General features: G+C 66.1%; 20 protein-coding genes. 6 read left to right on the top strand and 14 right to left on the bottom strand.

The features are described from left to right. Positions 1-86: 86 nt before the first annotated feature. Both ACQEVI_RS03310 and ACQEVI_RS03305 read right to left on the bottom strand, forming a co-directional pair. Entirely contained in the window at positions 87-1262 is a 1176-nt protein-coding gene (locus ACQEVI_RS03310) for a tyrosine-type recombinase/integrase (protein ID WP_432894657.1), read from the bottom strand. Position 1263: 1 nt separating this feature from the next. Next, entirely contained in the window at positions 1264-1755 is a 492-nt protein-coding gene (locus ACQEVI_RS03305; protein ID WP_432894654.1) for a helix-turn-helix domain-containing protein, read from the bottom strand. Positions 1756-1951: 196 nt separating this feature from the next. Between ACQEVI_RS03305 and ACQEVI_RS03300 the strand changes: the two genes are divergently transcribed. The 3 genes from ACQEVI_RS03300 (at position 1952) to ACQEVI_RS03290 (ending at position 7829) form a co-directional block, all read left to right on the top strand. Beyond that, on the top strand, positions 1952-2140 hold the full coding sequence (locus ACQEVI_RS03300; protein WP_432894651.1) for a helix-turn-helix transcriptional regulator: 189 nt from the start codon (positions 1952-1954) through the stop codon (positions 2138-2140). A gap of 462 nt (positions 2141-2602) precedes the next feature. Next, positions 2603-6223 (top strand): MobF family relaxase, encoded by a 3621-nt coding sequence (gene mobF / locus ACQEVI_RS03295; RefSeq protein WP_432894648.1) that lies wholly within the window; start codon positions 2603-2605, stop codon positions 6221-6223. A gap of 7 nt (positions 6224-6230) precedes the next feature. Next, positions 6231-7829, top strand: coding sequence for a hypothetical protein (locus ACQEVI_RS03290; protein ID WP_432894645.1), 1599 nt, complete (start codon positions 6231-6233; stop codon positions 7827-7829). Between the two features lie 27 nt (positions 7830-7856). On the opposite strand, the gene ACQEVI_RS03285 is transcribed toward ACQEVI_RS03290, so the two are convergent. From ACQEVI_RS03285 to ACQEVI_RS03240, 10 genes are all read right to left on the bottom strand, one after another. Continuing rightward, the gene (locus ACQEVI_RS03285; RefSeq protein WP_432894642.1) at positions 7857-8900 is read right to left on the bottom strand and encodes a serine hydrolase domain-containing protein; all 1044 of its coding nucleotides are present in this window, start codon (positions 8898-8900) and stop codon (positions 7857-7859) included. Between the two features lie 77 nt (positions 8901-8977). Continuing rightward, positions 8978-10063 (bottom strand): glycosyltransferase family 4 protein, encoded by a 1086-nt coding sequence (locus tag ACQEVI_RS03280; protein WP_432894639.1) that lies wholly within the window; start codon positions 10061-10063, stop codon positions 8978-8980. Continuing rightward, the gene (locus tag ACQEVI_RS03275) at positions 10060-10596 is read right to left on the bottom strand and encodes a dCTP deaminase (RefSeq protein WP_432894636.1); all 537 of its coding nucleotides are present in this window, start codon (positions 10594-10596) and stop codon (positions 10060-10062) included. Before ACQEVI_RS03275 ends, ACQEVI_RS03280 begins: the two co-directional genes overlap by 4 nt. After that, positions 10593-11129, bottom strand: coding sequence for a dCTP deaminase (dcd, locus tag ACQEVI_RS03270; protein WP_432894633.1), 537 nt, complete (start codon positions 11127-11129; stop codon positions 10593-10595). Before dcd ends, ACQEVI_RS03275 begins: the two co-directional genes overlap by 4 nt. Continuing rightward, positions 11126-12331: a metallophosphoesterase gene (locus ACQEVI_RS03265; RefSeq protein WP_432894630.1), complete on the bottom strand. Its 1206-nt coding sequence runs from the start codon at positions 12329-12331 to the stop codon at positions 11126-11128. The genes dcd and ACQEVI_RS03265 overlap by 4 nt, the downstream gene beginning before the upstream one ends. Beyond that, positions 12328-13668, bottom strand: coding sequence for a hypothetical protein (locus ACQEVI_RS03260; protein ID WP_432894628.1), 1341 nt, complete (start codon positions 13666-13668; stop codon positions 12328-12330). Before ACQEVI_RS03260 ends, ACQEVI_RS03265 begins: the two co-directional genes overlap by 4 nt. Before the next feature lie 188 nt (positions 13669-13856). Beyond that, positions 13857-14189 carry a hypothetical protein gene (locus ACQEVI_RS03255; RefSeq protein WP_432894625.1) on the bottom strand — a complete coding sequence of 111 codons (333 nt, stop codon included), beginning with the start codon at positions 14187-14189 and terminating at the stop codon, positions 13857-13859. Positions 14190-14201: 12 nt separating this feature from the next. Next, positions 14202-15463, bottom strand: a protein-coding gene (locus ACQEVI_RS03250; protein WP_432894622.1) for an IS3 family transposase whose coding sequence is annotated in 2 segments (ribosomal slippage) — positions 14202-15118 and positions 15118-15463 — 1263 coding nt in all. Because the reading frame shifts where the segments join, the coding sequence is not laid out codon by codon here. A 39-nt stretch (positions 15464-15502) separates the two neighbouring features. Beyond that, positions 15503-16351, bottom strand: a complete 849-nt coding sequence (locus tag ACQEVI_RS03245) for an HAD family hydrolase (protein ID WP_432894619.1) — start codon at positions 16349-16351, stop codon at positions 15503-15505. Then, positions 16348-16707: a hypothetical protein gene (locus ACQEVI_RS03240; RefSeq protein ID WP_432894616.1), complete on the bottom strand. Its 360-nt coding sequence runs from the start codon at positions 16705-16707 to the stop codon at positions 16348-16350. Before ACQEVI_RS03240 ends, ACQEVI_RS03245 begins: the two co-directional genes overlap by 4 nt. Positions 16708-16932: 225 nt before the next feature. Between ACQEVI_RS03240 and ACQEVI_RS03235 the strand changes: the two genes are divergently transcribed. Together ACQEVI_RS03235 and ACQEVI_RS03230 are read left to right on the top strand one after the other, a co-directional pair. Continuing rightward, positions 16933-18270, top strand: a complete 1338-nt coding sequence (locus ACQEVI_RS03235) for a hypothetical protein (protein WP_432894613.1) — start codon at positions 16933-16935, stop codon at positions 18268-18270. 14 nt (positions 18271-18284) lie between these two features. After that, on the top strand, positions 18285-18782 hold the full coding sequence (locus tag ACQEVI_RS03230) for an SAM-dependent methyltransferase (RefSeq protein ID WP_432894610.1): 498 nt from the start codon (positions 18285-18287) through the stop codon (positions 18780-18782). A gap of 163 nt (positions 18783-18945) precedes the next feature. Here the strand turns inward: ACQEVI_RS03230 and ACQEVI_RS03225 are convergent, their stop codons facing one another. Together ACQEVI_RS03225 and ACQEVI_RS03220 are read right to left on the bottom strand one after the other, a co-directional pair. Further along, positions 18946-20511, bottom strand: coding sequence for an ATP-dependent nuclease (locus ACQEVI_RS03225; protein ID WP_432894607.1), 1566 nt, complete (start codon positions 20509-20511; stop codon positions 18946-18948). Between the two features lie 165 nt (positions 20512-20676). After that, positions 20677-21036: a DUF2511 domain-containing protein gene (locus tag ACQEVI_RS03220; protein ID WP_432894604.1), complete on the bottom strand. Its 360-nt coding sequence runs from the start codon at positions 21034-21036 to the stop codon at positions 20677-20679. Between the two features lie 677 nt (positions 21037-21713). On the opposite strand from ACQEVI_RS03220, the gene ACQEVI_RS03215 reads away from it, so the two are divergent. Next, positions 21714-22940: a hypothetical protein gene (locus ACQEVI_RS03215; RefSeq protein ID WP_432894601.1), complete on the top strand. Its 1227-nt coding sequence runs from the start codon at positions 21714-21716 to the stop codon at positions 22938-22940. Positions 22941-23257 lie beyond the last annotated feature (317 nt).

Here is a 23257-nt window from a genome sequence, read left to right as displayed (position 1 = left end):
GAAAGTTGAGAACCGCTCCCGTCAGGGAACGACGATCTGTTCAGGCGAACGTCAAGCAGGGCCAACCACGGCGAGTGCGCCGTTGCTCATGCGGCTTTCGGCGCTGCAGCCTTGGCCGGCCGGGTGCTCAGGACGAGATTGATCGCGGTACGCGTCTGCTCCTCCTCGTCGGGCCACAGATGCGAGTAGGTGTCCAGGGTCTCGCTGGCGTGCTTGTGGCCCAGTCGCGCCTGAACCGCCTTGACCGATGCGCCGTGGCGGATGAGCAGGCTCGCGTAGTAATGGCGCAGATCGTGGAATGTGAAGCCTGAGAGCTTTGCCGCCTTGAGCGCGCGTCGCCAGGTGTCCCAGAACGCCGAGCGGCGCAGCGCGCCGTTCTCGGTGTTGGTGAAGACCAGGCCCTCGGGTCCCGGTGGGTACTTGCGCATGTACTCCTTCAGGGCCTTGATCGTGGCCGTCGACAGCGGCACCTCTCGATAGCTCGCCTCGGTCTTGAGCGGCCCGAACGTCGGCTTGCCCGCGACCGATCCGGTGATCTGCCGGTCAACGTGCATGACCTTGTTGTCGAAGTCGAGCCGATCTATGGTCAGACCGAACGCCTCACCCTGCCGAAGTCCGGTGCACGCGGTGAACAGGATGAGGCCCCGGAATCTCTCGGGGAAGGCGTCGATGAGCGACCACAGAGACTCGGTCGGGATCGGCTTGACGCGCTTCGGTGTCTTCTTCGGTAGGCGCGTGCCCCCGCAGGGGTTCGACGTGATCCGGTTGGTCTCGACGGCGGACTTGAAGATGCCAGACACGATCCGATGGGTCACTCCGACGGTGGCCGGGGCATACCCCTTGGTCTTGCCCTCACCCAGAGTGATCGCGGCGGTCGAGAGCCACTTGACCCATGACTGGATGTCCTCCGAGTCGATCGAGGCGAGGGGCAGGTCTCCGAGACGTGGGTACGTCCGGATCTCAAGGACCACGTCGATCTGGTCCTCGGTGTTGCCACGATGGACCTGGAGCTTGCGCCAGTGTTCGGCGTACTCCTTGAACGTGATCTTGCCGGCGTCCGGATCGACGAAACGGCCTATCAGAATCTCGGCTGACAGCTCGTCGCGGCGGCGCTCGGCGTTGGTCTTGCGCTTGAACGACTCGGCGCGCAGGCGCTTGCCCGGGTCGCGGTAGCGGACGCGCCATCGCTTGCCGCGCCCGTAGTCCTTCGTCTTCTCGCCGTCGCTGTCGAGCCAGCGATCTTCGACCCATGCGGTTGCCATGTCAGTTCTCCTTGGGTGCGGGAGGTTCGGGGCCAGGGTCGGATGGTCCGACGTCGGCGCTATCCGGGTTGCGGCCGGGGCGTGCCTCGTTGAGGGCGTTCTCGATCCAGCGTCGGCTTGCGGCGTTCAGGTCGGATGCGTCGCGGAGGAACTCTTCGGCCTCGTTGCAGATGTCGTTGAGGCCTTCCCAGGCGGCCTCGTAGGCGTCGGCTGCATAGGTGATGTTGCGTGCGAGCTTGGCGGCGTCGCGGTCGACGTCGGCTTCGGGGTCGAGGTCGTAGAGCGCTTCGGGCTTGACGTCGAGGACGCGTGCGGCGACGAGCCCTTCGAAGAAGCGCAGTGGTCGCTGGCCGCGTTCGATCTTCTGGATGGTCTGCGGGTACATGCCGTCGACGCCGTTGCTCATGAGCGACATGGCGAACTTCGCCTGGGTGATGCCTCGGTCTGTTCGGTACCGGCGCAGGTTGGCGCCAATGACTTCGTCTTCGTCCATACCTCCAGGGTAACCGCTCTGGTGCGCACTGTCTCGGGACGTCATATTGGTGTGTGATAAATTGGTGTGCTACGGAGGCGGCGCGCAACCGTGGTGACACCGGGTCATCCCGTGCCGACATCGTCGAAAGAGGGTGGTGCTTGTGGCTGTCACGACGGACGCAGGAACGGACACGGCTGCGCAGAAGGACGATCCGATGCTGCGCACCCGGGAGGTCTCTGACCTGCTGGGCGTGCCGGAGAACACGCTGCGGTGGTGGCGGTACATCGGGAAAGGGCCGGACTCGTTCCGGCTCGGCCCGCGCCGGGTGGTCTACCGGCACTCGAAGGTGATGGCCTGGCTCGCTGCGCAGGAGGCGGCTGGTGCCAAGCACACGATGGCCTGACTCCTCTCAGGGTAGGCGGATGAACGGGGCTCGGACACTTCGGTGTCCGAGCCCCGTTGTCGTTGGCGGCAACGCCACTGGCTCGCGTCGGCCGGTCTCGCCGCTGCGCCCCGCGACCACGGGGCGGGTCGTACCCCCGCTGGGGCGGGGGTCCCACCCCCGCGACTCATCCCGCCCGCCCTTCCCCTCCCACACCTCCCCAACCTTCCCAACCATCCCCCTCTCCGCCCCGCCCACCTCCACCCTCCTCATCCCCTCCCACCCCTTCCCCCACCTCCCCAACCCCACTCCCACCACCTCCTCCCATCCCCTCACCTCCCCACAATCCAGCACACCTCAGGCAGTTGAGGAACGACGGAACCGTTGGCGTTGGTGCGTTTCGGCACCGTTGGCGAACAGCGCGCAGACCTCGCCCGCACACCCCAAGGACGGTGGTCCGTCGTGGCGGTGAGCATCGTTCCGATGAGCGTCGGCAACGGCACGGAGTACCTGACCGGCTCCGTGGCCAACGCCGACTGCGACGCCCCGAACCTCGGCGACGGACTCGGCCTGAACCCAGTCACCGCGTACTACACGGCCGTGGGCACCCCACCCGGGTACTGGCTCGGAAGCGGCGTCGCGGACCTCGGCGGCGGTGTCCTGGTCCCGGGGGACCGCGTGACCACCACCCAGCTCCAGCGCCTCCTGGAAGCAGGCCGGGACCCGGTCACGACCGAGCCCCTGGGGCGGGCCTACCTGAAGATCGCGCCGCTGCGTGAGCGGATCGAAAACCGGGCCGCTGCGCTGGACCCGAACCTGAGCCCAGAGGACCGGCAAGCCGCCGTCGATGACATCGTGCGGGACGAGACTTTGGCCGGGAAGCGGACAGCGGTCGCCGGGTTCGATCTGACGTTCTCGCCCACGAAGTCGGTCTCGGTCCTGTGGGGCCTCTCGGACCGCAGCACGCAAGCGGTGATCCTGGGCGCGCACCGTGCGGCGATGGCCGAGACGATCAAGTTCATCGAGGAGCACATCGCCGCCACGAGGATGGGTACCGACGCGGGGGACGGGTCGATCATGCAGGCCGATGTCACTGGGGTGGTCGCCACGGCGTATGACCACTGGGACTCTCGTGCGCACGACCCGCAGCTGCATACGCACCTGGTGGTCGCGAACAAGGTCCGGGCCCTGGTCGACGGCAAGTGGCGCACCCTGGACTCAAGGGCGTTGTTCAACGCGAACGTCGCGTTCAGCGAGCACTACAACGCCGTTCTGGCCGACCGCCTCGCCGGTGCGCTGGGTGTGAAGTGGGAACGACGTGTCCGGGGCAAGGACCGTAGCCCGCGGATGGAGATCGTCGGAGTCAGTGACGACCTGATCGAGGAGTTCTCCAACCGGTCGGCCGAGATCGAGCACTGCGCGGACCAGCTCATCGAGGAGTACCGCGAGAAGCACGGGCGCACTCCGTCGCCGGGCACGATCAACCGGCTGCGGGAACAGGCCACCTTGGAGACCCGTCCGCCCAAGACCATCGAGTCCTTGGCCGACCTCTCGGAGCAGTGGCGTGAGCGGGCCGGGCGCATCCTGGGCCAGGACCCGACCGAGTGGGCGCAGGGACTGCTGTCCGCTGCCCTGGCCGAACCGGGCCAGGTCTTCACGGCCGGTGACGTCCCCCAGGACGTGGTGGACATGGCAGCCTCGGTCGTGCTGAGCGTGGTGGGGGACAAGCGGGCCACCTGGAAGCACTGGAACCTGTGGGCCGAAGCCGAACGCCAGACCATGCACTGGCGCATGGCCACCCACCAAGACCGCATCGAGGTCGTGGCCCGGATTGTCGCCCAGGCCGAGGGCGGCTCGGTCACCGTGACCCCACCCGAGCTGGCCCCGACACCCCTGGGCATGCAGCGCGCGGACGGGTCCAGCACGCTCCGGCCCAAGCACTCGGTCGTGTTCACCTCCCAGGCCGTCCTGGACGCCGAAAAGCGCCTCCTCGGGCTCATGGACGACCGCACAGCACCACGCCTGGGCACCGAGCGGCTGCGGGCCATCCTTGACCACGGTGTGCGCGACGGTGCGCTGGGCGCGTCGCAGGCTGACGCCATCGCCACGGTGGCCAGTTCAGGGCGTCGCCTGGACCTGCTGATCGGCCCTGCCGGGACCGGGAAGACCACCACCCTGCGCGCGCTACGCACCCTGTGGGAAGGGCAGCACGGCCCCGGGACCGTCGTTGGTCTGGCGCCCTCCGCCGCCGCTGCTGACGTCCTGGGCACCGAACTCGGGATCGAGTGCGAGAACACCGCGATGTGGCTCACCCGCCACCAGCACGACCGCGCCCACTTCCAGGCCGGACAGCTCGTGATCGTGGACGAAGCGTCCCTCGCAGGGACACACACCCTGGACCGCCTGTCCCGTGCGGCCGTCGAGGCCGGCGCCAAGGTGCTCCTGGTCGGCGACCCCGCCCAGCTCCCCGCTGTGGAGACCGGCGGCGCCCTAACCCTGCTGACCAACGAGCGTGCCCGGACGACGGGTGATGTCCCGACGTTGATCGAGGTGCACCGCTTCCACGCCGACTGGGAGAAGCGCGCCACACTCCGACTGCGCGACGGTGACCCCGCCATCCTTGCCACCTACCAGGAGCATGGGCGCATCCTGGCGGGCACCACCGAGGACATGACGGACGCCGCGTATGCCGCCTGGAAGGCCGACACCGAGAAGGGGCTGTCGTCGGTGCTGGTCGTGCCGGACACCGCCACGATGAACGACCTGAACCGCCGAGCCCGCGCCGAACGCGTCCTGACCGGACTCGTCTCCGACGGCAACACCGTGCGCCTGGCCGGGCAGACCCGCGCCTCAGCCGGAGACCTCATCCTCACCCGTCGCAACGACCGCGCCCTGCGCCACGGACACGCCGGATGGGTCCGCAACGGCGACCGCTGGCAGATCACCCGTGTGCACCCCGACGGGTCAGTCACCGCTCAGCGCATCGACCCGGACGTGCACACCGATGCCCGGAACGCCGACCGCCAGCAACTCAGTGGTCCGATGGTCCGCCTGCCCGCCGCCTACGTGGTCGAGCACGTCGACCTCGGCTACGCGATCACCGCACACCGCGCCCAAGGCCTCACCGTGGACACCGCGTACACGGTCGCGAGCCCGAGCATGAGCCGCGAGAACCTGTACGTCGCCCTCACCCGAGGCCGCGCGACGAACACCGTGTTCGTGCCCGTCGACCAGCCCGACCGGAACCACAACCACGAACACGCCATCGGCGCGCACATCGACCCCGACCTACCCGACCTCGACGCGGCCCGCGCCGTCCTGGCAGGCATCCTGCAACGGGTCGGCGCCGAACCCTCCGCACACCAGTCCCGCCACGACGAGGAGCACCGGTGGGGTTCCATCGCGCAGCTCGCGGCCGAGTACGACACCATCGCGAACCATGCCCAACGACCCCGCTGGACCCAACTCGTCGCGCACACCCTCGCCGGCGAAGGCTTCACCCGACGCGACATCGCCCACGTCGTGGAGTCCGACGCGTTCGGGCCACTGTGCGCCGAACTACGCCGAGCCGAAGCAGACGGCCACGACGTCTACCGCCTCCTGCCAAGGATCGCCGCCACCAGGAGCCTGTACGACGCTGACGACGTCGCGGCCGTCCTGCACGACCGCGTCACCCACGCCGCCACCCGAACAGCCCACGGACGCAACCGGATCGTCGGGCTGGTTCCACAAGCTCAGGGGCACTTCCCTCCGGATGTTCATGAAGCGCTCGACCGGCGCGCTGAACTCGTCGAACAGCGTGCCTCCGCTCGCGCAACCCAGGCCCTGCGCGACCACGAGACCTGGACCAGGCACCTAGCACCGCGCCCCCACGGACTAGCTGAACGCGAATGGTATGACGTCGTTGTCTCTGTGGCCGCCTACCGCGAGCTCTACGGCGTCGCAGGAGACAGTTTGCTTGGCGACCCGCCGACCACGCTGGCCCAGCGCGACCACGCCCGGCGTGTCCGCGTTCTGGTGCGGGACCTGACCAGCAGCAGCCACTCGTACGCTCGACTCGGCCCGTCTCGCCGCGCTGCTGGTCCCAGCTTTGGGTCAAGTTGATCGACTGGTGAAGGCTGTGTGCGGGGCGTCGCCGACGAACTTCTCCCGTGGTCCGCTCCGGCTGGTCGACCTCGGCACCGGGCTGATCGAGATCACCCGCAATGACACTGGTCCAGCCGCCCTCAAGCGGCAAGCATGGGCACGTCCTATTCCAGACGAAGGGCATGCGAACACCATGGCGGTCGAACAACTTAGAGTCGGACAGTCTCTTGCCGGGCTACTCGTTGACGGGGTCCAAGGCACCTCGTACGTGGGCGCGAATCTCAGGCTCCATGAAACCCGTGGGCTCCTGATCGAGATCCCCTTCGATGCCTACGACGAGACTGGGCAGTTCACCCACGTGCGAAACTGGTTCGACTCGCATACACCGCCCGAGAATCTCTTGTTCCGATCTACCGACGGACCGATTTCGCTGTTTGGCCTGCGCTGGGGCGGGCACTCTTACCCGAGCGGTCTTACTGCCGGCCTTGGAACGATCCGAGTAGGCGAAGCGGTCCTCAACAGCCGCGATGGCTCGCTCACTGACCCCCTCTTGGTGAAGCAGCTCAGAAGTTGGCTCGACAGGCTCAACCAGTGGACTGGGCTGACCACGGTGAGCAAGGAGGTCACAAGCGATCCTGACGGCAGGATTAGCCGCGCCAGGCGCTACACCGTCACCGTCGAGAGCGTCGATGCTGTGACCTGGCAGCAGGACGATGCCACGCTTGCCCTTGAGACCACATGGCGTTCTGCCGAGGAGAGCGACCACCTGGGCCGTCGCCATGTCATCGCCGACGACGTGGTCCTCGAAAGTTCGTTTCCTGAGCCGCGTTCATTCGAGGACCATCTCGTCGAGCAGCGCAAGGTCGCCAATCTTCTGGTGTTGCTGTACGCGTCACAGGTTTCTTTCCGACGCCACCGGCTACGTGATCAGCGTTTCGTCGATAGATTTTTGAGCGGCGAGGTCATCGACACGCCCTTCGTGGATGTGATCAGTGGACGTACCGTCCGCGACTGGACGCTACCGATGCCTGACTCGAAGGAACGGCCTATCGCATTTCTTAAGCGTATTGGCCCAGATGGCTTGGCCACGTGGGCCGCAAACTACGACCAGTGGAAGCGATTCGTCCTTCCGGCCGCCAACGCTTTCGGGCGTCGCGATGTGATCGTCGAGGAGACCGTAATGTCGACTTCCACGAGTCTCGAAGCAGCCGGTCAACTGATCGGCGTTCGTGAGGACGAGGAGACGACATGCAGCCGCAACGGCAGACCGACGACAGCCACCCATGTCTACCGCTGCCTCCACTTGCTCGGCATCACGTGGCCGGAACACATCGACGGCATCGAGGGCCTCGCACGAGCAATAGCGAACAACTACAACACCATCAAGCACGCTGATCGAGGCGACTTCCCCGACGCGCGGCATTCCATCCTAGTCAGCCACATCAACAGATGGATCGTTCGTCTCCTGGCCCTTCACTTGACCGGCAAGGGTGACGACCTGCTCAAGGACTACCGCAGCAGCAACTCCAACGAACTCTGGACCCTCCGGCAGTTCTTCGACGGATATGAACTCGGCATCGACGCACAGGGTGCCTGGCACACACGTGCCCCGCAAGAGCGGTGACGACGTACGTCCCAAGGCATGGCGGAGTCAGCCGAAAACGATCTCGCGGAACTGGTCGCGGACATGTGCGAGGGGTTCGCGGTCGCGGGTGTAGTAGAGCTTGTTGGTGAGCAGTACCGCCCAGCGGTTCTGCTTCGGGTTGAGCCAGATGGCTGTGCCGGTGAAGCCGTAGTGCGTCCAGGACTGGTCGGCGGGATCGGTGCCAGGCGCCGGATGCCAGAACAAGCCCCGCGTTGGTTCGAGGCCGCCGGTGTGGACGTTGAGGGACTCGCGCGTCCACTCGGGGCCGAAGCCCGCAGGGGTCACGGCGGTGGCGGGGTCGAGCAGGTAGCGCAGCAGTACGGTGAGGTCGTCGAGAGTGGAGAACGCTCCGGCGATGCCGCTCACGCCGCCGAGCAGGCGGGCGGAGAAGTCGTGAGCGATGCCCTTGAGGTGAGTGCCGGTGTCGTCGTCGAGTTCGGTCGGGGCGCAGCGTGCGATCAGTTCCATGGGCAGAGGTCCATAGCGTGTCTCTCGCATGCCGAGCGGGCCCCAGACCCGGTCGGTGGCGAGTTGGTCGAGCCGTTCACCGCTGAGGTACTCGGCGAGGTAGCCGAGGATGAGGGCGGCGCGGTCTGTGTACTCCACCGCACGGCCGGGCTCGCGGTGCAGGGCTTCCTGCAGGACGCCGCGTCGGATGGCATCGTGGTTGGTGCCGTAGAGGTTCTTGAGCTGGGCACGCAGCGGCAGTCCGGCCGTGTGGGTCAGGAGCTGGTGGGCGGTGACGCGTCCGAGCGAGTGTCCCGCGACTTCGGGCCAGAACTCGCCAAGGGGTTCATCGAGGTCGAGGTGCTCGTCCTGCCAGAGGGTCCCGATGGTGGTCCAGACGGCGAGGATCTTGGTGAGGCTCGCGACATCGAACACGGTGTCCGGTCCCATGGGCTCGTCGGCACGCGTTGGGTCCAGCAGGCCGGTAGCGCCGCGGTCGATGGTGCCGGTCGCATCGCCAATGGCCCAGACCGCGCCGGGGTAGACGCGGTCGCGCATTCCGGCGGTTACCAGGTCACGGAGTTGTTCGGTGGTGGAGGGCATCGGTTCCTCTGCTTCTCGGATGGGCCGTCCTGGTCAGGGTAGGGGTGTCCAGGGCGGCATGGCTGGACCTGGTGTGGTCAGGAAAGGCTGTCGCTGAGTGCGGTCAGCGCGGAGGCGGTAGCGGACAAGGGGAAGCGAGTGGCGTTGGTGCGGGCGGACTCGCGGAGGTCGTCGGCCAGGCCGGGCACGACGAAGCGACGTAGGTTCGCCGCCAATTGATCCGGGTCGGTGAAATCCGTGGGTAGCGCGGACTCGCCGAGAGTTTCGTCGAGCCCTGGTACGGGCTGGTAGAGCACGGGCAGTCCACAGGCTTGCGCTTCGAGGGCGACCAGGCCCATGGCTTCCAGCGTGGTGGATGGCATGAGCAGCGCGTCGTGGTCCGCGAATGCCTTCCACAGCTCGGGCCGAGGAAGCCACCCGAGGTAGTCGACATCGAGCCCGGCCTGCCGCAGGGCCGGCCGGAGTGCATAGAACTCGTGGGGCGGCGCGGCGATGCTGAGGGTGTAGTCGGTGGCTGTCCCGAGGGCTCGGGTGAGGCGGTCGCCGCCCTTCTCGGGGGTGAGCCTGCCCGCGTACAGAAGCCGTTGCCTGCCGTCCGGGGGCGGGCGTCGTGGCGGCGGCCCGGCGAGGAGGTGGTCGGGGATGCCCCAGGGGATCTTCACGACCCGATCCGTGGTTGGGGCGAGCGTGTGGAGTCGGTCTGCCATGGCCGAGGTGGGTACGACGATCCCGTCCGCGCTGCGGACTGTGTCGCGCAGGACTCGCAGTTGGTCGGGGTAGGTCTCGGCGAACAGCAGGTCGGTCCCGTGGACCAAGGCGACTGTCGGGTGGTCCGGGAGCGTTCGCAGGAGAGCCGGAGTGGCACCGAAGGTGAGGTGTTGCAGGTGGACGACATCGACCTCTCCAGGGTCGAGCACATCGGCCAGGGCGCGGTGCAGCGCCGTGACGTACTGCGTGAAGCCGGGCTCGTCGAGGCACTTGCCGTCGACCGCGAGCAGATCCAGACCCGGCACGGCCTGGAGCCCGTTGTGGCTGGCGTCGAGCATGAATGCTCGTGCGGGGATGAGCGGTTCGGCGCCGGTGTACAGGTCGCGGAACAGTTCCACGCTGCCGCCGGGGCTTGCGGCCGGTAGATCGAGAAAGGTTGCCACGCGAGCGGTCATGGGATGTTCTCCTGGAACTCTTCATGGAGCCGGGAGATGTCGATCCCGTCGGTGGAGGTGTACTTGCGGCCGAGCTGTTGGTAGCTGGCCACCGGCCCATAGGTGCGCAGGAAGATGAGCTTGCCGAACGTCATCCCTGGGTAGATGCGAACGGGTCTGACGGCGCGAATCTCCAGGGTCCAGCGGATCGCGTGCCCGACATGGCCCAGTGGCGCGGAGACGTGGACCCAGATGCCGAGGCGGCCGGTGACACGGTCGCCGTTGAGCATCTGGGCGTACCTGTCGGAAGCCGTCCGCTCCAGGGTGACCCCCAGGTACAGGACTCCGGGTTCCAGGACGTACCCCGACTCGGGGATAGTGACCTCGGTGAACGGCATCGGCATGGCGGCGTCCAGGTCCGTCGTGCAAACCCGGAGTGTTGTCCCGAGACGCCAGTCGTACGCGTTCGCGGACAGCCGTTCCGTGTCGAACGGGTCGATGGTGATATCCCCGACCTCGACGGCGGCGGCGATGGCGGGGCCGGTCAGGATCATGAGGCCGCCGCCGGGCGCTGGGTGTCGTGCCAGTAGCGCGAGGCCTGCGGTCCCTGCGCGGCCTGGTACTTGCCTGCGTACAACTCGAGCGGGCCGGCCGCGACGAAGAACATGATCTGGCCGATCTTCATCCCGGCGTAGACGCGCAGCGGGCGGGTGGGGGCGAGCATGAGCGTCCACTGACCATGGAAGCCGATATCGCCGATCGGAGCGGTGATCTCCACGAACAGCCCGAGCCGCCCGACCGACGACCGTCCGAACAAAAGAGGCACGAACACATCCGACCCAACCTCCTCCAGCGTGTGCCCGAGATACAGCTCGTTCGGCTGTAAGACGTACCCCTTCGAACCGATCTCGATGGTGGACGTCGGGTTCGGACGATGCGCATCGATGACCGGGTCCACGTACGTCATCAGGGTCGGGCCGAGGCGCACGTTGTAGCTGTTCGGGTTGACCTGCGCGGGCTCGAACGGCGTGACCCGCAACCGCCCGTCGCGCACTGATGCGGTGATCTCGGGACCGGTGAGGATCATGGTGTTACCTCCGAGCAGAGGACATGACGGACGGCCTGGCTGAGTTCGAGAACTGTCGTGGGCGGACCTTCAAGGGGAAGCGTCTCGGCGAGGTAGTCCGTGGTCAGGACGGTGCTCACCTGACCGAGGGCTCGGTCGGGTTCGACGACCAAGGGACCGGCCCTCTCCGCGAACTCAGAGAGCAGCGCTGAGAGACCTACCTCGGGCTCGACTCGGGCATGCACGATGCGATTGCCGAATGGCTCGATGGCCAAGAGATTGTCGGCGGTCAGTGCCTGCCCGAGATGAACCTGTCGCAGCGCGGACTCGTTGAGGATCACCACGGCAGAGGGCGCGCTCCTTGGAAGCCAGCTGGCGACCTGTTCGAGCACGGCCATGCGGTCAAGGGTGCGGCCTCTCCAGCGGTGATCAAGCGGGCCGATACGTGTCGTCAACTGGTCGCGGAGGAGTTCGATCTGGCGGCCGAAAGACTCCAGCGCTGCCGGAACCGTGTCGGTGGGTTCGAACCGAGCGGTACATGCGTCCCAACCTCTCCCGGCTGGTGCAGCGGTCGAAAATCCGGACGCGAGTTCAGCCCCCTTGACGACGACGGTCGAGCCGACCCGTTCGGGTCCGTGACGTTCGCTGTGGCAGTGGCCCGCGAAGATGACGTCGAGGAACGGGCACGCCTCGGCGAGACGGAGGTCGTGGTCGAAGCCGGAGTGCGACAGCAGCACCCACGCGTCGACCTCACGGCGGTGCTTCTTCCACACGTCCGTGAGTGCGCTGGCAGGGTCGATGACGTAGTGTCCGGCGCGTTCGCGAACAGGAATCGCCGCGAACGCCTGCTCACCAATGACAGCGGTCACGGCCACCCGCCGTCCGCCGATGATCGTCCGGTGCAGGTGGCGGAACAGTGCCTCGTCGCTCGACTCTTCGATGACGTTGGCGCACACGGTCATCTCGCGCAGGCCGGGCTGCAGATGGTGACGCCAGCCGTGGTTTCCCGGGGCGAGAACGTCGAAGAGCGAGACCAGTATCTCCGTCTCGATCCGGCCCTGTCCGAGGCTGTAGTAGCCGGTTCCCTCGAAGAAGTCCCCACAGTCCACGACCAGTGCGTCGCGCCGTGTGCGGTGCAGCCCGGCGAGCAACGGCCCGACCTCACCGAGCTGCGAATGCACATCGGTCGTCGCCACGATCCGCTCCAGGATGCGCTCGGTCACGGTCGCTCCTGGAGGTCTGCGCCCAGCGCACGGAGCTTGCCGGGCAGGTCGGCGTGGCCACGTCGAAGCTGTGCCAGCCCGGTCACCGTCGTCTCGCCGTGGGCGGCCAATGCCGCGACCAGCAGGGCCGAACCCGTCCGGATGTCCGTGGCCTCCGCAGCCCCTCCCATCAGATGCTGCGGTCCGGTCAAGCGGGCTGTGGTCGCGGTCAGCGGCTCGATGTCCGCGCCTAGGCGAGCGAGCTGCGCCAACAGGTTTCCGTGCCGCCCGGGATTGATCGCATCGCCGAACTCATGCGTGCCGGGCAACCCCAGCGCCAGGGCCATCAGCGCCGGTTCGAAGTCGGCGTCCAAGCCCTCCGGATCCAGGGACGCGCTCACTCGCAGACCTTGGCCGCTCAACTCACCATCGTCGAGAACGACGAGCGCGTCGTTCTCGACGTCGACACCGGCGCCGACACCGTTGAGGAGCCGCGCCACGTACTGGACGTCACGACCAGTGACTCCCTCGACGCGCCCGCTGCCACCCGTGGCGGCGATCGCGCACGCCAAGGTGCCTGCCTCGATCTTGTCTCCGGGGATCCGCCACGACACCGGAAGGTCATCGGTCTCGTGTGGCGGGGCCATCCGGAGGCGGGAAGGGAGAAGATCGATGCGCCAGCCGGCGGAACGCAGAGCTTCGAGGATGCCGGTGAACTCCGGGGAGAGATTCGGGTTGCCCAGCTCCAGCCGCACATGTCCCACGACGGCGCGGAGCACGGCCACGACACTCGCGCCCCGAGAACGGAACGGGAGATCGATCGTTACCTGGTCCGGGGTCTCCCGCGCCGCTACGTGGTAGCCGCTGGTGTCAAGCTCGACCGAGTCACCGAATCCGGTGTAGACCTCGAAGTGCAGATCCATCCCGCGATCACCAATCCGGCAGCCACCAGGCCAGGGCAGGTCGGCGCGGCCATGGGCGGCGAGAAGCGCGGGAATCAGGTAGTACGACGCCCGGATGGTCCCAGCGAGTTCCAGTTCGCTCGGACGGTGCCCCGATCCCGGGCGCACGCGCACGGACTGCTGACCGTCCGGTACGCGGTCCACGCGGAAGCCTGCTTGTTCCAGGAGCCTGAGCATCACGAGCACATCCGCGCTCGACGGAGTGTTCGACACCTGCACCGGCCGTTCGACGACGGCAGCGCAGGCGAGTAGCGGTAGTGCCGCGTTCTTCGAGCCGTCTACTCGGGCCGTGCCTGCCAGACGAGGTCCTGGACGAACGATCACAGCGGTTGCCGCCGCGCCGTCCCAGCTGCTGCCTTGCCGAGAGTGCTCCGTCATGTTCGCGATCTCGCTCACACGTTTCTCCTCTGGTCGGGACTTCGCGGAGTCGCCTGGGTGGCTCCTCTTCTGCTGGTGCGGAGTGCTCGCAGGGGGCGGCTGAGGCTCCCGGTGCTCGGGAGCCTCAGCCTGGGGTCCGCCGTCTGGGGGCGGCTCGCGGCCAGTTCGGGACAATGGCGGCCGCAAGTTTGGGAAGCGGGGACTGATTACAGGTCGCTGAGGGGCAGCTCGAACCCCGCCGGACCATCACCGGTGACGCTGCGCCACTGGGCACGGCGGCGGCCTTCGTCTCCGCGTGGGATCGGCAGGTGCGCCTCCAGTGCGGCGGTCTCGATGGCGCGCATCGTGGTGCCGACGCCGGACGGGATCGGCGCGTGCCGGACCCAGTGACCGTCCTGGAGAGTCCATGCCTCGCACCGGGACAGGTCTGGTCCCGTGCCGTGCCACACCCGCAGGACGGCTGGGCCGGGCGCACTGGCCTCGGCGGTGGCGATCTGGGCGGCCAGTGCCGAGGGGCCTTCGCCCCGAGAAGTGGACACGTCTTCGTGTGGTCAGGCGGCCAGCCGTAGCGTAGCCGGGTCGGTCTCGTGTTCGTAGTCGATAGGGCTCTGGTTCCCGAGGCGGGAATGCGGGCGGCGCAGGTTGTAACGCGTGATCCAGCGGAAGACCGCGAGGCGGCAGGCGCGGGCGCCGTCGAACGCGGGTGCGCCGGCCAGGGTCTCGCGTTTCAGCGTGGCGTTGAACGACTCTGCCAGGGCGTTGTCGGCGCTGGTGCCGACCGCGCCCATGGACTGAGTCACCTGCAGCCGGCCGCATAGCTGCGCGTAGTCCTTCGATCCGTACTGGGCTCCGTGGTCGCTGTGGAAGATCGCGCCGGCCAGAGAGCCGCGCTCGGCTACGGCGGCCTGGAGGGCGTCGGTGACCAGCTCGGTGCGCATGTGATCAGCCAGCGACCAGCCCACCAGACGGCGCGAGTACAGGTCGATCACCGTCGCCAGATACAAGAACTGCCCGCCACCGACCGGCAGGTAGGTGATGTCGCCGACATACCTGCGGTTGGGTGCCTGCGCGGTGAAGTCCCGCTTGATCAGGTCGCCCACCCTCTGCCCCGATGGGTCCGGGACTGTGGTGCGTACTCGTCGTCGTAGCCGGATCCCCGCGATGCCGTGCTCGCGCATCACACGAGCGACCCGTTTGTGGTTCACCGGCGGCCCGACCGGGTCGGCCTTACGCAGCTCGGTCGTCACCCGCGGCGAGCCAAGAGCCGGATCCTCCTTCAGCAGAGCCCGGATCCGCGCCGCCAGCCCGGCATCAGCAGCAGCCCGGGCGGCACGACCAGCGGCGCCGTCGCGCCACTTGTAGTAGCTCGACCGGTTGATCTCAAGGACCTGGCACAGCCGCTTCACCGAGTAGGTGGGATGGTGCTCGGCGACGAACTGGAAGCGGCTCACCAGGTCGTCTCTCCCGCGAAATACTTCGCGGCCTTACGCAGGATCTCCCGCTCGGTGGCGAGCTTGCGCTTGTCGGCCTCCAGGCGGGCGTTGGCCGCCTCGAGCTCGGCGACCCGTGCCTCCAGCTGCCCGACCCTGCCACCGGAACGCACCGCGGGCTCGCCGGGCGTCGTGCCCGCTGCCGGACCGGCCGTCACGGCGGCCTGCCCGCGCTGCTCGGCAGCGCGGCGCACCCATAACCGCAACGTCTCTCGCGAGACGCCCAAGTCCCGGGCGATGCCCTTGATCGTCGCCCCGGGCGTGGACTCGTACAAGGCCACAGCATCGGCCTTGAACTCCTCCGGATAGTTCTTCATAGCCATGCGGATCAAACTCGCTTCCTCTGGATCCACGATCCAGTATCAGCGTGTCCACCAAACGGGGTGAGGGCCCGAGAGCGAACCGTCTACGGCTGGGACGAGCGAGCGCAGCACGGGTAGAGCCCCGGCCTCGGTGATGGTGCCGGTGGTCTCGTCGGCGGAACTGCGCACGATCGCGGATGCGTGTCCCATCGCTACGGAGCGTGCCGCCCAGCCAAACATGTCGCGGTCGTTGACGCCGTCTCCGACAGCCACGGTGCGGTCGGTGGGGATGCGCAGGTGCTGGCGTACGCCGTCGAGCGCGACCGCCTTGTTCACGTCCAGCGCCGTGATGTCGCACCAGTCCGGCCCCATTGGCGTGACCGTGACCCCGGTCGCGCGCAGAGCATCGGTGAACCGATGGATGCCTGGTGCGGCGAGCACGACCCGGGTGGCGGGCTCAGTCGTTAGATAGTCGAGTGTTGCGGGCTTCTGCTGACCGTTCAGCTTCCCCGGCGCGAACGGGCGGTTCGTGCGCCACCCCCACCCGACCGCCTCCACCGCGACCTGCACGGCCGGGACCAGGGCCACAGCACGGCTGATCACGGGCCCCGGGGTGAACGTCCGGGAATCAACGACGTCGTATCCCGACGGCGCCGCCCGGTCCAGGCGGACGGTGAGTGCGCCGTTGGAGGCCACTGCCCACCCGTCGGTCAGACCCAGCCGCACCGCCATCGGCAGCAGACCAGCCAGCGATCGTCCTGAGGCGAGCACGATCTCGTGCCCGGCGGCGCGGGCCAGGTCCAGCGTCTGGACTGTTCCGGACGGGATCTTGCTCTCGCCGTCCACCAGGGTCCCATCGATGTCGAGGGCCACGAGGGTGCGGCTGGAGGTGATGGTCACGGCGCTCATCGGTCCACCGCCTGACGCAGCACCGACCGGACCTGGACCTCCAGGCCATCGCACTCCCCGGTCCAGAGCGTATTGCCGGGCACGAACATCCGGTGATCCAGCGGCATGTCCAACCCGAGCTCGCGGGCGATCTGCTCGCCCTCTTTGAGGTGGGTCGGCTGGAGGCTGACTCGGTTGCGCGTGACGATTACCAGCTCGATGCGGTCGGCGCCGATGAGGGCCAGAATGCGTGATGCTGCTGTGAGTCCGTCGCCGATATCCATCGGGCACCGTCCTTCTTGGCTGGGAGGCATCACGCTGTGCACCGGCTTGTGCGGCTCATCGAGGCGTCGCGTCGTTGCTGCTGTGCTCTTCACGGGACTCTCCGGAACGTTGCAAAGCCATCTGGGGTGCTCGCCGGGAGCGAGCGTGGTGGCTAGTCTTGTTGCGATCTGACTGGCCGGGCAGGGCAATCAACGGGGCATTCTGGGAGCGTCCTTCTGGACACCTACGCGTCCCGCGAGGGGGACTGAGTAGTGGGCAATGACCTACTCCGTGCGCGGCGCGTGGCACTGCCGTCCCGCATGCGTGCCGGGGAGCCCATGTCGCGCTCGGAACTCGCGGAAGCCGTCAACGCGCACGTCTGGGCGACAACGGGCCAGCGCACCACCCTCGATGCCCACGCGATAGCCCGGTACGAGCGAGGCCAATCACGATGGCCCGGCAAGCAGTACCGCGACAGCCTGCGTGCCGTTCTCGGCGTCGAGACGGACGCCGAGATTGGCTTCTACAGAACGAAGCGCGGCAGCGCGGCACGAGACGTTGGTCGATTGTCCACGTGGGACATGGATACGCTGACCGGGCTGACTGACCTGGGGAGCAAGTTCGTGGATCTCACCCGTCGAGGCCTTCTCGGCGTGGCAGCCTACTCGGCCATCGCCACCGCACTACCCAGCGATTCCTGGTGGGCGGAGATGGCCCGCCGATCCGCCGAGCGCGCCGCACACGGCGTTCGCACCGTCGGACACGGTGACATCGAAGCGGTGCGTGAGTCCGTGACGTTCTTCTCCCGTATGGACCAGCGGCACGGCGGCGGGCACGCGCGAGCCGCCGCCATGCAGTACCTCACGGATGACGTGAACCGACTCCTGAACGGCTCGTTCGTGGACGACACGCTCCGGAGGGAGATGTTCTCCGCTGCCTCCGAACTGGCCTACGTCGCAGGCTGGATGGCCTTCGACAACGCGGAGCACGGCATCGCCCAAGGCCTGTTCACCTCCTCGGTCAAACTAGCCGCGGAAGCCGAGGACACCGCGATGGCAGCGCACACACTCCGGGCGATGGCACACCAAGCGATCGACCTCGGTCACCTCACCCAAGGCCATCAACTCGCGGCAGCCTCCGTGGACGGCGACCGCTACGAAGCCGCCGCGCCACGAGAGCGCGCACTGCTCGGCGTCGTCCACGCACGTGCGCTTGCCGCGACAGGCCAGAAGAGCGCAGCAACGTCAGCGCTAGTCCAGGCCGAACGGGACCTCGCGGCTGCAACACCGGGCGGTGACGAACCCGCCCGAGTCTTCTTCTTCGGCGAGGCGTCCCTCGCGCACGAGACCGGCAACACACTCCGAGACATCGGAGATCTTGCCGGCGCCGAGCAGCAGCTCGAACACTCTGTGGTGACCCGGAAGGCATCCGCCTTCAAGCGGACTCACGCCGTCACGCTGGGCTACCTCGGAGACGTGCAGGCAAGACGCGGCGAACTTGAACTCGCGTGCGCCACCTGGAGCACGACCCTCGACGCGATGGACGGCGTGCAGTCAGCAAGGGCTCGCCAGACCATCGTCGAGATGCGATCGGCGCTCGCGATCCACAAGGCCACCAACTCGGACGTCGCTATTCTCGACGAGCGTGCTCGCGCCTACCTGGCCGCTACGAACTGATTCCCGGAGGAACGTTGACCGACCCCATCGTCATGACCCCTGTCGCTCGTGTCGTCGGAGGGCGCACCGAGCCGACCGACGACTACTGGGGCGGCACACACTCGATCATCCGGATCGACCCGGACGCCTACACCCAGGCGGCGGTTGCCGGGCTCGATGAGTTCTCACACCTCGAGGTCGTGTTCTTCTTCCACCTGACCGACCAGACCGACCTCAACCCCGGTGCCCGTCGCCCGCGCGAGAACCCGGACTGGCCCGAGGTCGGGATCTTCGGGCACCGGAACATGCGCCGCCAGAACTGGATCGGCGTCTCACGCTGCCGGCTCCTGTCCATCGACGGCCTGGACCTGCACGTCGAAGACCTCGACGCGGTCGACGGAACGCCGATCCTCGACATCAAGCCCTGGTTCGCCGAGATGGGACCGCGCGGCGAGACACACCAGCCACCGTGGGTCTCGGAGATGCTTGGCGACTACTTCGCCCCGGCCGTGAACGAACAGCCGCAGTTTTAACTCTGCACAGTCCACGTCCAGTTCGCCGATGGGTCGGTATGGGCCTTGCGAAACGCCGCTGGTCGCAAATTCTCCAATGCTCGCGAGCCATGGGAATTGGCCCATCCCGCTGGACACTCCGACAGTCGGTGAGGTCTGCCAGGGTGTCCAGCGTAGCGATGATCTACGACGTCGACTTTCGGACGAACAACGAAGAACACGGGTCCCACACGGCCGCGACCTTTTCGGGGAACGCGTTGGCCCAAGTGCTCAGGAACGCCCGCTGCACCAGTGATTCTGCAAGGAAGTCGAGATCTTCGCCTATCTGACCGAATATCAGATGAATGTCTCGGTTGGTTCGATTGCGTTCTTCGATCGACGCCCGGACCCGAGATTGCATCGGAGTATCCAACTGCAGTGCGAGGGTCAATTTGCCGAGGAGGTTTCCGACGATATCTAGGCTGCCCTGAATGTCCTCGAAGACTGTGGCCTCCGGGTGGCCGTCTCCCGGGCCGTAGACGAGATCGGCACGCCCCTCGCCTGGAGTGTCGGTCGTGTCCGATGGGTCGGTGATCTCGCGGGACTCGTAGCCATCTTCGTTCCGTTTGTCGCCGTCGAGAAGTGCCGCAACGCGGAATCTTCGCAGTGGGTTCGCATTGTGAAAACGTGTGTGGTCTCGCGCTGGCGCCGCACCGCCCAAGCTGTGGATCTCAATGCCAGCAAACTCGTAGTTCTTTGCCTGGCAGTAGGCTCTTAGGGTGACTTCTGCGAACAAGGCGGCAAACTCATCCTCGGTAAACAGGGCAAGTTGAGCGTCAACCTGCCCTGTGAGAGTTCGCAGTGCGGCGACGTCGAGTTTTCCTTGTGTCAATCTTCCGCGATACGTCGACCACACGGCCTCGGTTGGTAGCGGAGCAAGTGCATCGTTTGAATGGGTGGTGAAAATGACCTGGCAAGACTTCCGCCGGGCGACATCGATCAAGTACTCAACCAGGCGGCGAGTGGCGACCGGGTGTAACCCATTCTCGATCTCCTCAATCAGAAGCAGGGAGCCACTGGAGGCTTCTTCGACGCGGCTGACAATCCGAATAATACTGGCCTCGCCCGCGCCAAAGTGGAACTCACTATAGTTCTGATCCTCGTCGTCGGCGCTACGCACGGCATAGATGGACGACTTCCCCTGGCTGTCCGCGTCGACCTGAAGGTAGTTGGCGGCAGCCTTTCCAAGGATGTTCTCGACGGCGTCGACCACCTCTTTCGAGAAGGCAACTTCTCGAACGCCTGTAAAATCTCCTCCGATGAATCGGTAGGTGTCCTTCCGTTCACTTGCTGGAAGGGTTCGTCCAATTCCAGATATTACGACCTCTCGCTTTACGGCATCGCGGTTCCACTTGGCCTTCAGATAGCTCGCGGTTCGACCAACAGACGCGGGCGAACCGGGTCGATCGCGGTCGATCAACTCATACTCGATGCGCCACCCTCGCATGCTGTCGTCGTAGGCACCACTCTTTGCGAAGAACCGACGTGGTGGCACAGAGTCGTAGATGAGCCCCGCTGCGCCCAGGATCGTAGTCTTTCCTGCCCCGTTTGGCCCGATCAACGCTGTCACGGGAAAGTCGAATCGAATCTCGCGATCACTGAAACCTCGGAGTTTCACGAGGCGCATGCCCGTGAGGTACTTGGTGTATCCCCGTTTGCGAACTCTCTCGGAAAGGCTCGCAATGGTGCTATCCCGAATCTCGGACTTCAAGGCGTCCCTCTCGTTGGAATTTGTGCCCATAATCGGCGGTGGAGGATGCGGTGACATATCTCGTGGAACGTGCGCGCACTTTCTGCCGAGGCGCAACGCCCTTTCCGTCAGGATGTCGGACTCGCATCTCATGCCTGTCTGTGGGAGCTTGCGGGCAAGCGCCCGCTAATACCCGCAGGATGTGTTGCCCCACTCAATCAACTCGCCGATGTCGACCTTCAGCCCGGCAACGTCGGGATCGTCTCTCCAGATCGGATCGATGTCGGCGCACCCAGCCTCCTTCGCGAGTCCGTTGCCCGCGTACTCCGTCCCGTCTTCGGTGACGATCACGAGCTGGTTCGCGCCCGGGCACTCAAAGGCGACCCATTCGACGGTGAGCGGCCAGTCGAACCCCTCCGCCTCTGCGTACTGCGCGCCGTTGCGCAACTCCGACTCGCCCTCGCCGCTCGAACAGGCGGGGAGGGTGACAGCGGCGACGGCAACGAGGGCGCAGGCCGAAAGGTGTGCGGCACGCACGAGAGACATGGCCCCATCGTCCAGAGCGATCGGGGGCAGATCAAGGCAAGTATCGGGTGAACCGGCTTGCTGGGGATCATTGCGCCGTGCGATCCGATGGTGGCAGTCTGCAGATAGTCCACAAGAGGTCCGCGCAAGCCCCCCATCCGCTGCCAACACGACCAACGGCCGGGTCGTTGGAATTCCACGTCGAACGGCGGTCAGCAGGCCGGCGCCCAGGAGCGTGACAGCCGCCATGCCGGGAGCGACCATCGGGACCGGGGGCTCGTCGTCCTTGGTCACGGTGATGGTCGCGGTGGCTACGTGCTTGACGCCGTCCGGCCCGGTCGCCCGGTAGGTGAACATGTCCGTCCCGATGAACCCTGCAGCCGCGCCTCACGCAGTCCGCGACGGTGGCCAAGGCACCCGTGTGTGGGCGAAAACGGGTGACTTTTTGGGTGAACCGCTCGAACTCCAAAACACACGCGGGTTCCAGACTTCGGCAATCCCGCGCTGACCGGGACGACGCCGATTGGTCCGATATCGGATCTCCGGCCTCCTTCCGAAAGAACACGGGTTCTATGGCCGCGGTGCACAAGGGCCCGATTGCCGATTCGGGAGCTCTTGCAGCCCTGGTTCGTGTCAGGTTGCAACTCGCCGGGCTTCCAGGTGCCCCGTAGCCTGCAATCCCGCGAAAGGACAAGCCCATGGCTGGTACACCAACCGAGGTCCAGGGTCCGGCACAAGCGACGGCCTCCGTCGACGTCGACGGAGCTTCCGATAACGGAGCCCGATCCGGCGACCTGCCCGCCCCTGAACCTGCGAGTTCCACCACGACAGCACGTCCGAAGGCCGCGAGTCCCTCCAAGAGACCTGCCCGGAAGTCATCGAAAAGCGGCGGTCGTAAGACGCTGGCGAAGAAGACAACTCCACGAAAGCCTGCAGTTGCCGCACAGCAAGCAAAGTACCCGAGGCACGCCGTCGAACGGGCGCTTCGTATTCCGCAGGCCATCTTCGACCAGAACGCAGGCAAGCCCACGACGCTTGCGGACGCCGCAAAGTTCGCTACGGGCGGATCAGCGAATGGCGCTTTCCAGGTGGAGGTCTCGTCATCCAAGAAGTACGGCTTCCACAAAAGCGACAAAGGCTCGTTGGTGCCGATGGAGAGAGCGCGTAGCATTCTCTACCCCCAGTCCGAGACGGACCGGATAACAGGGTTGCGCGAAGCGGTTCTCGAAGCGCCCGACTTCGCGCAGGTGTATTCCCACTACCGAGGGGAGAACCTGCCCGATTCAGAGTTCTTTGTCAATGCATTGCGAGACACGTTCAAAATTCCCGCGGATAAGATCGAGGAGTTTGTAGAAATCTTCGACGAGTCGATGAGATCGGCACAACTCATCGACGCCAGTGGTGAACGTCCGCGCTTGATCGATGTTGGGCGAGATGACCACGTCCCGGGGGCGATGGCCGCTACGCCCAAGAAAGTTGCCGTGGCAAGCGGCACATCCTGTTTCGTGATGCAACCCTTTGGTGGGCGGCTCGGCACTTATTACGAAGCCATCTTTAAGCCGGCAATCGAACAGGCGGGGCTCACGCCAGTGCGTGCGGATGACGATATCTTCGCGACTGGGAAGATCATGGATCAGGTCTGGCGTGGCATTCGGCAAGCGAAAGTACTTGTCGCCGAGCTTACGTCTAAGAATCCGAATGTGTTCTACGAGCTTGGCTTGGCGCATGCTCTGGAGAAGCCGGTGATCCTAGTATCGTCCAACCAGGACGACGTCCCGTTCGATCTGCGGCATATTCGAGCCATCTTTTACGATACGAACGACCCCTTCTGGGGTCAAAAGCTGATTGACAAGATCGCGGACAATATCAAGGCCGCTCTCTCCAACCCTGAGGAAGCCATCTTCCGTGCGGATGGGACTGGCTAAGATGGCGAGCGTTCATCGTTCTCTCACCACCAGGCGCGAGCGGGACTGTCCGATGGTTTCCGTATCGCGCGCTGCCGGGCATGTGTCGTGGACGGGTACACATCGGGTACACATGACCGCCGTCTGAGCCCATCTGACGCCACCCTCGCCAACGCACAGCGACCTCGGCAGAACCGCGAAATTCCAACGTTCTCGCGGTGCCCAACAAACTCGGCGGACACCGCGAGACATACCGGCACACCCTCCGGGAGAACCCGGCGTACAGACCGACTCGTCCGCTCTTGACGCTCTGACCTGCGTCGGGGCATTCGCCGGGA

Source organism: Promicromonospora sp. CA-289599 (assembly GCF_050936155.1).
In the GTDB taxonomy this organism is placed as follows: Bacteria; Actinomycetota; Actinomycetes; order Actinomycetales; family Cellulomonadaceae; genus Promicromonospora.
This window is presented reverse-complemented; position numbering and strand designations above follow the sequence as displayed.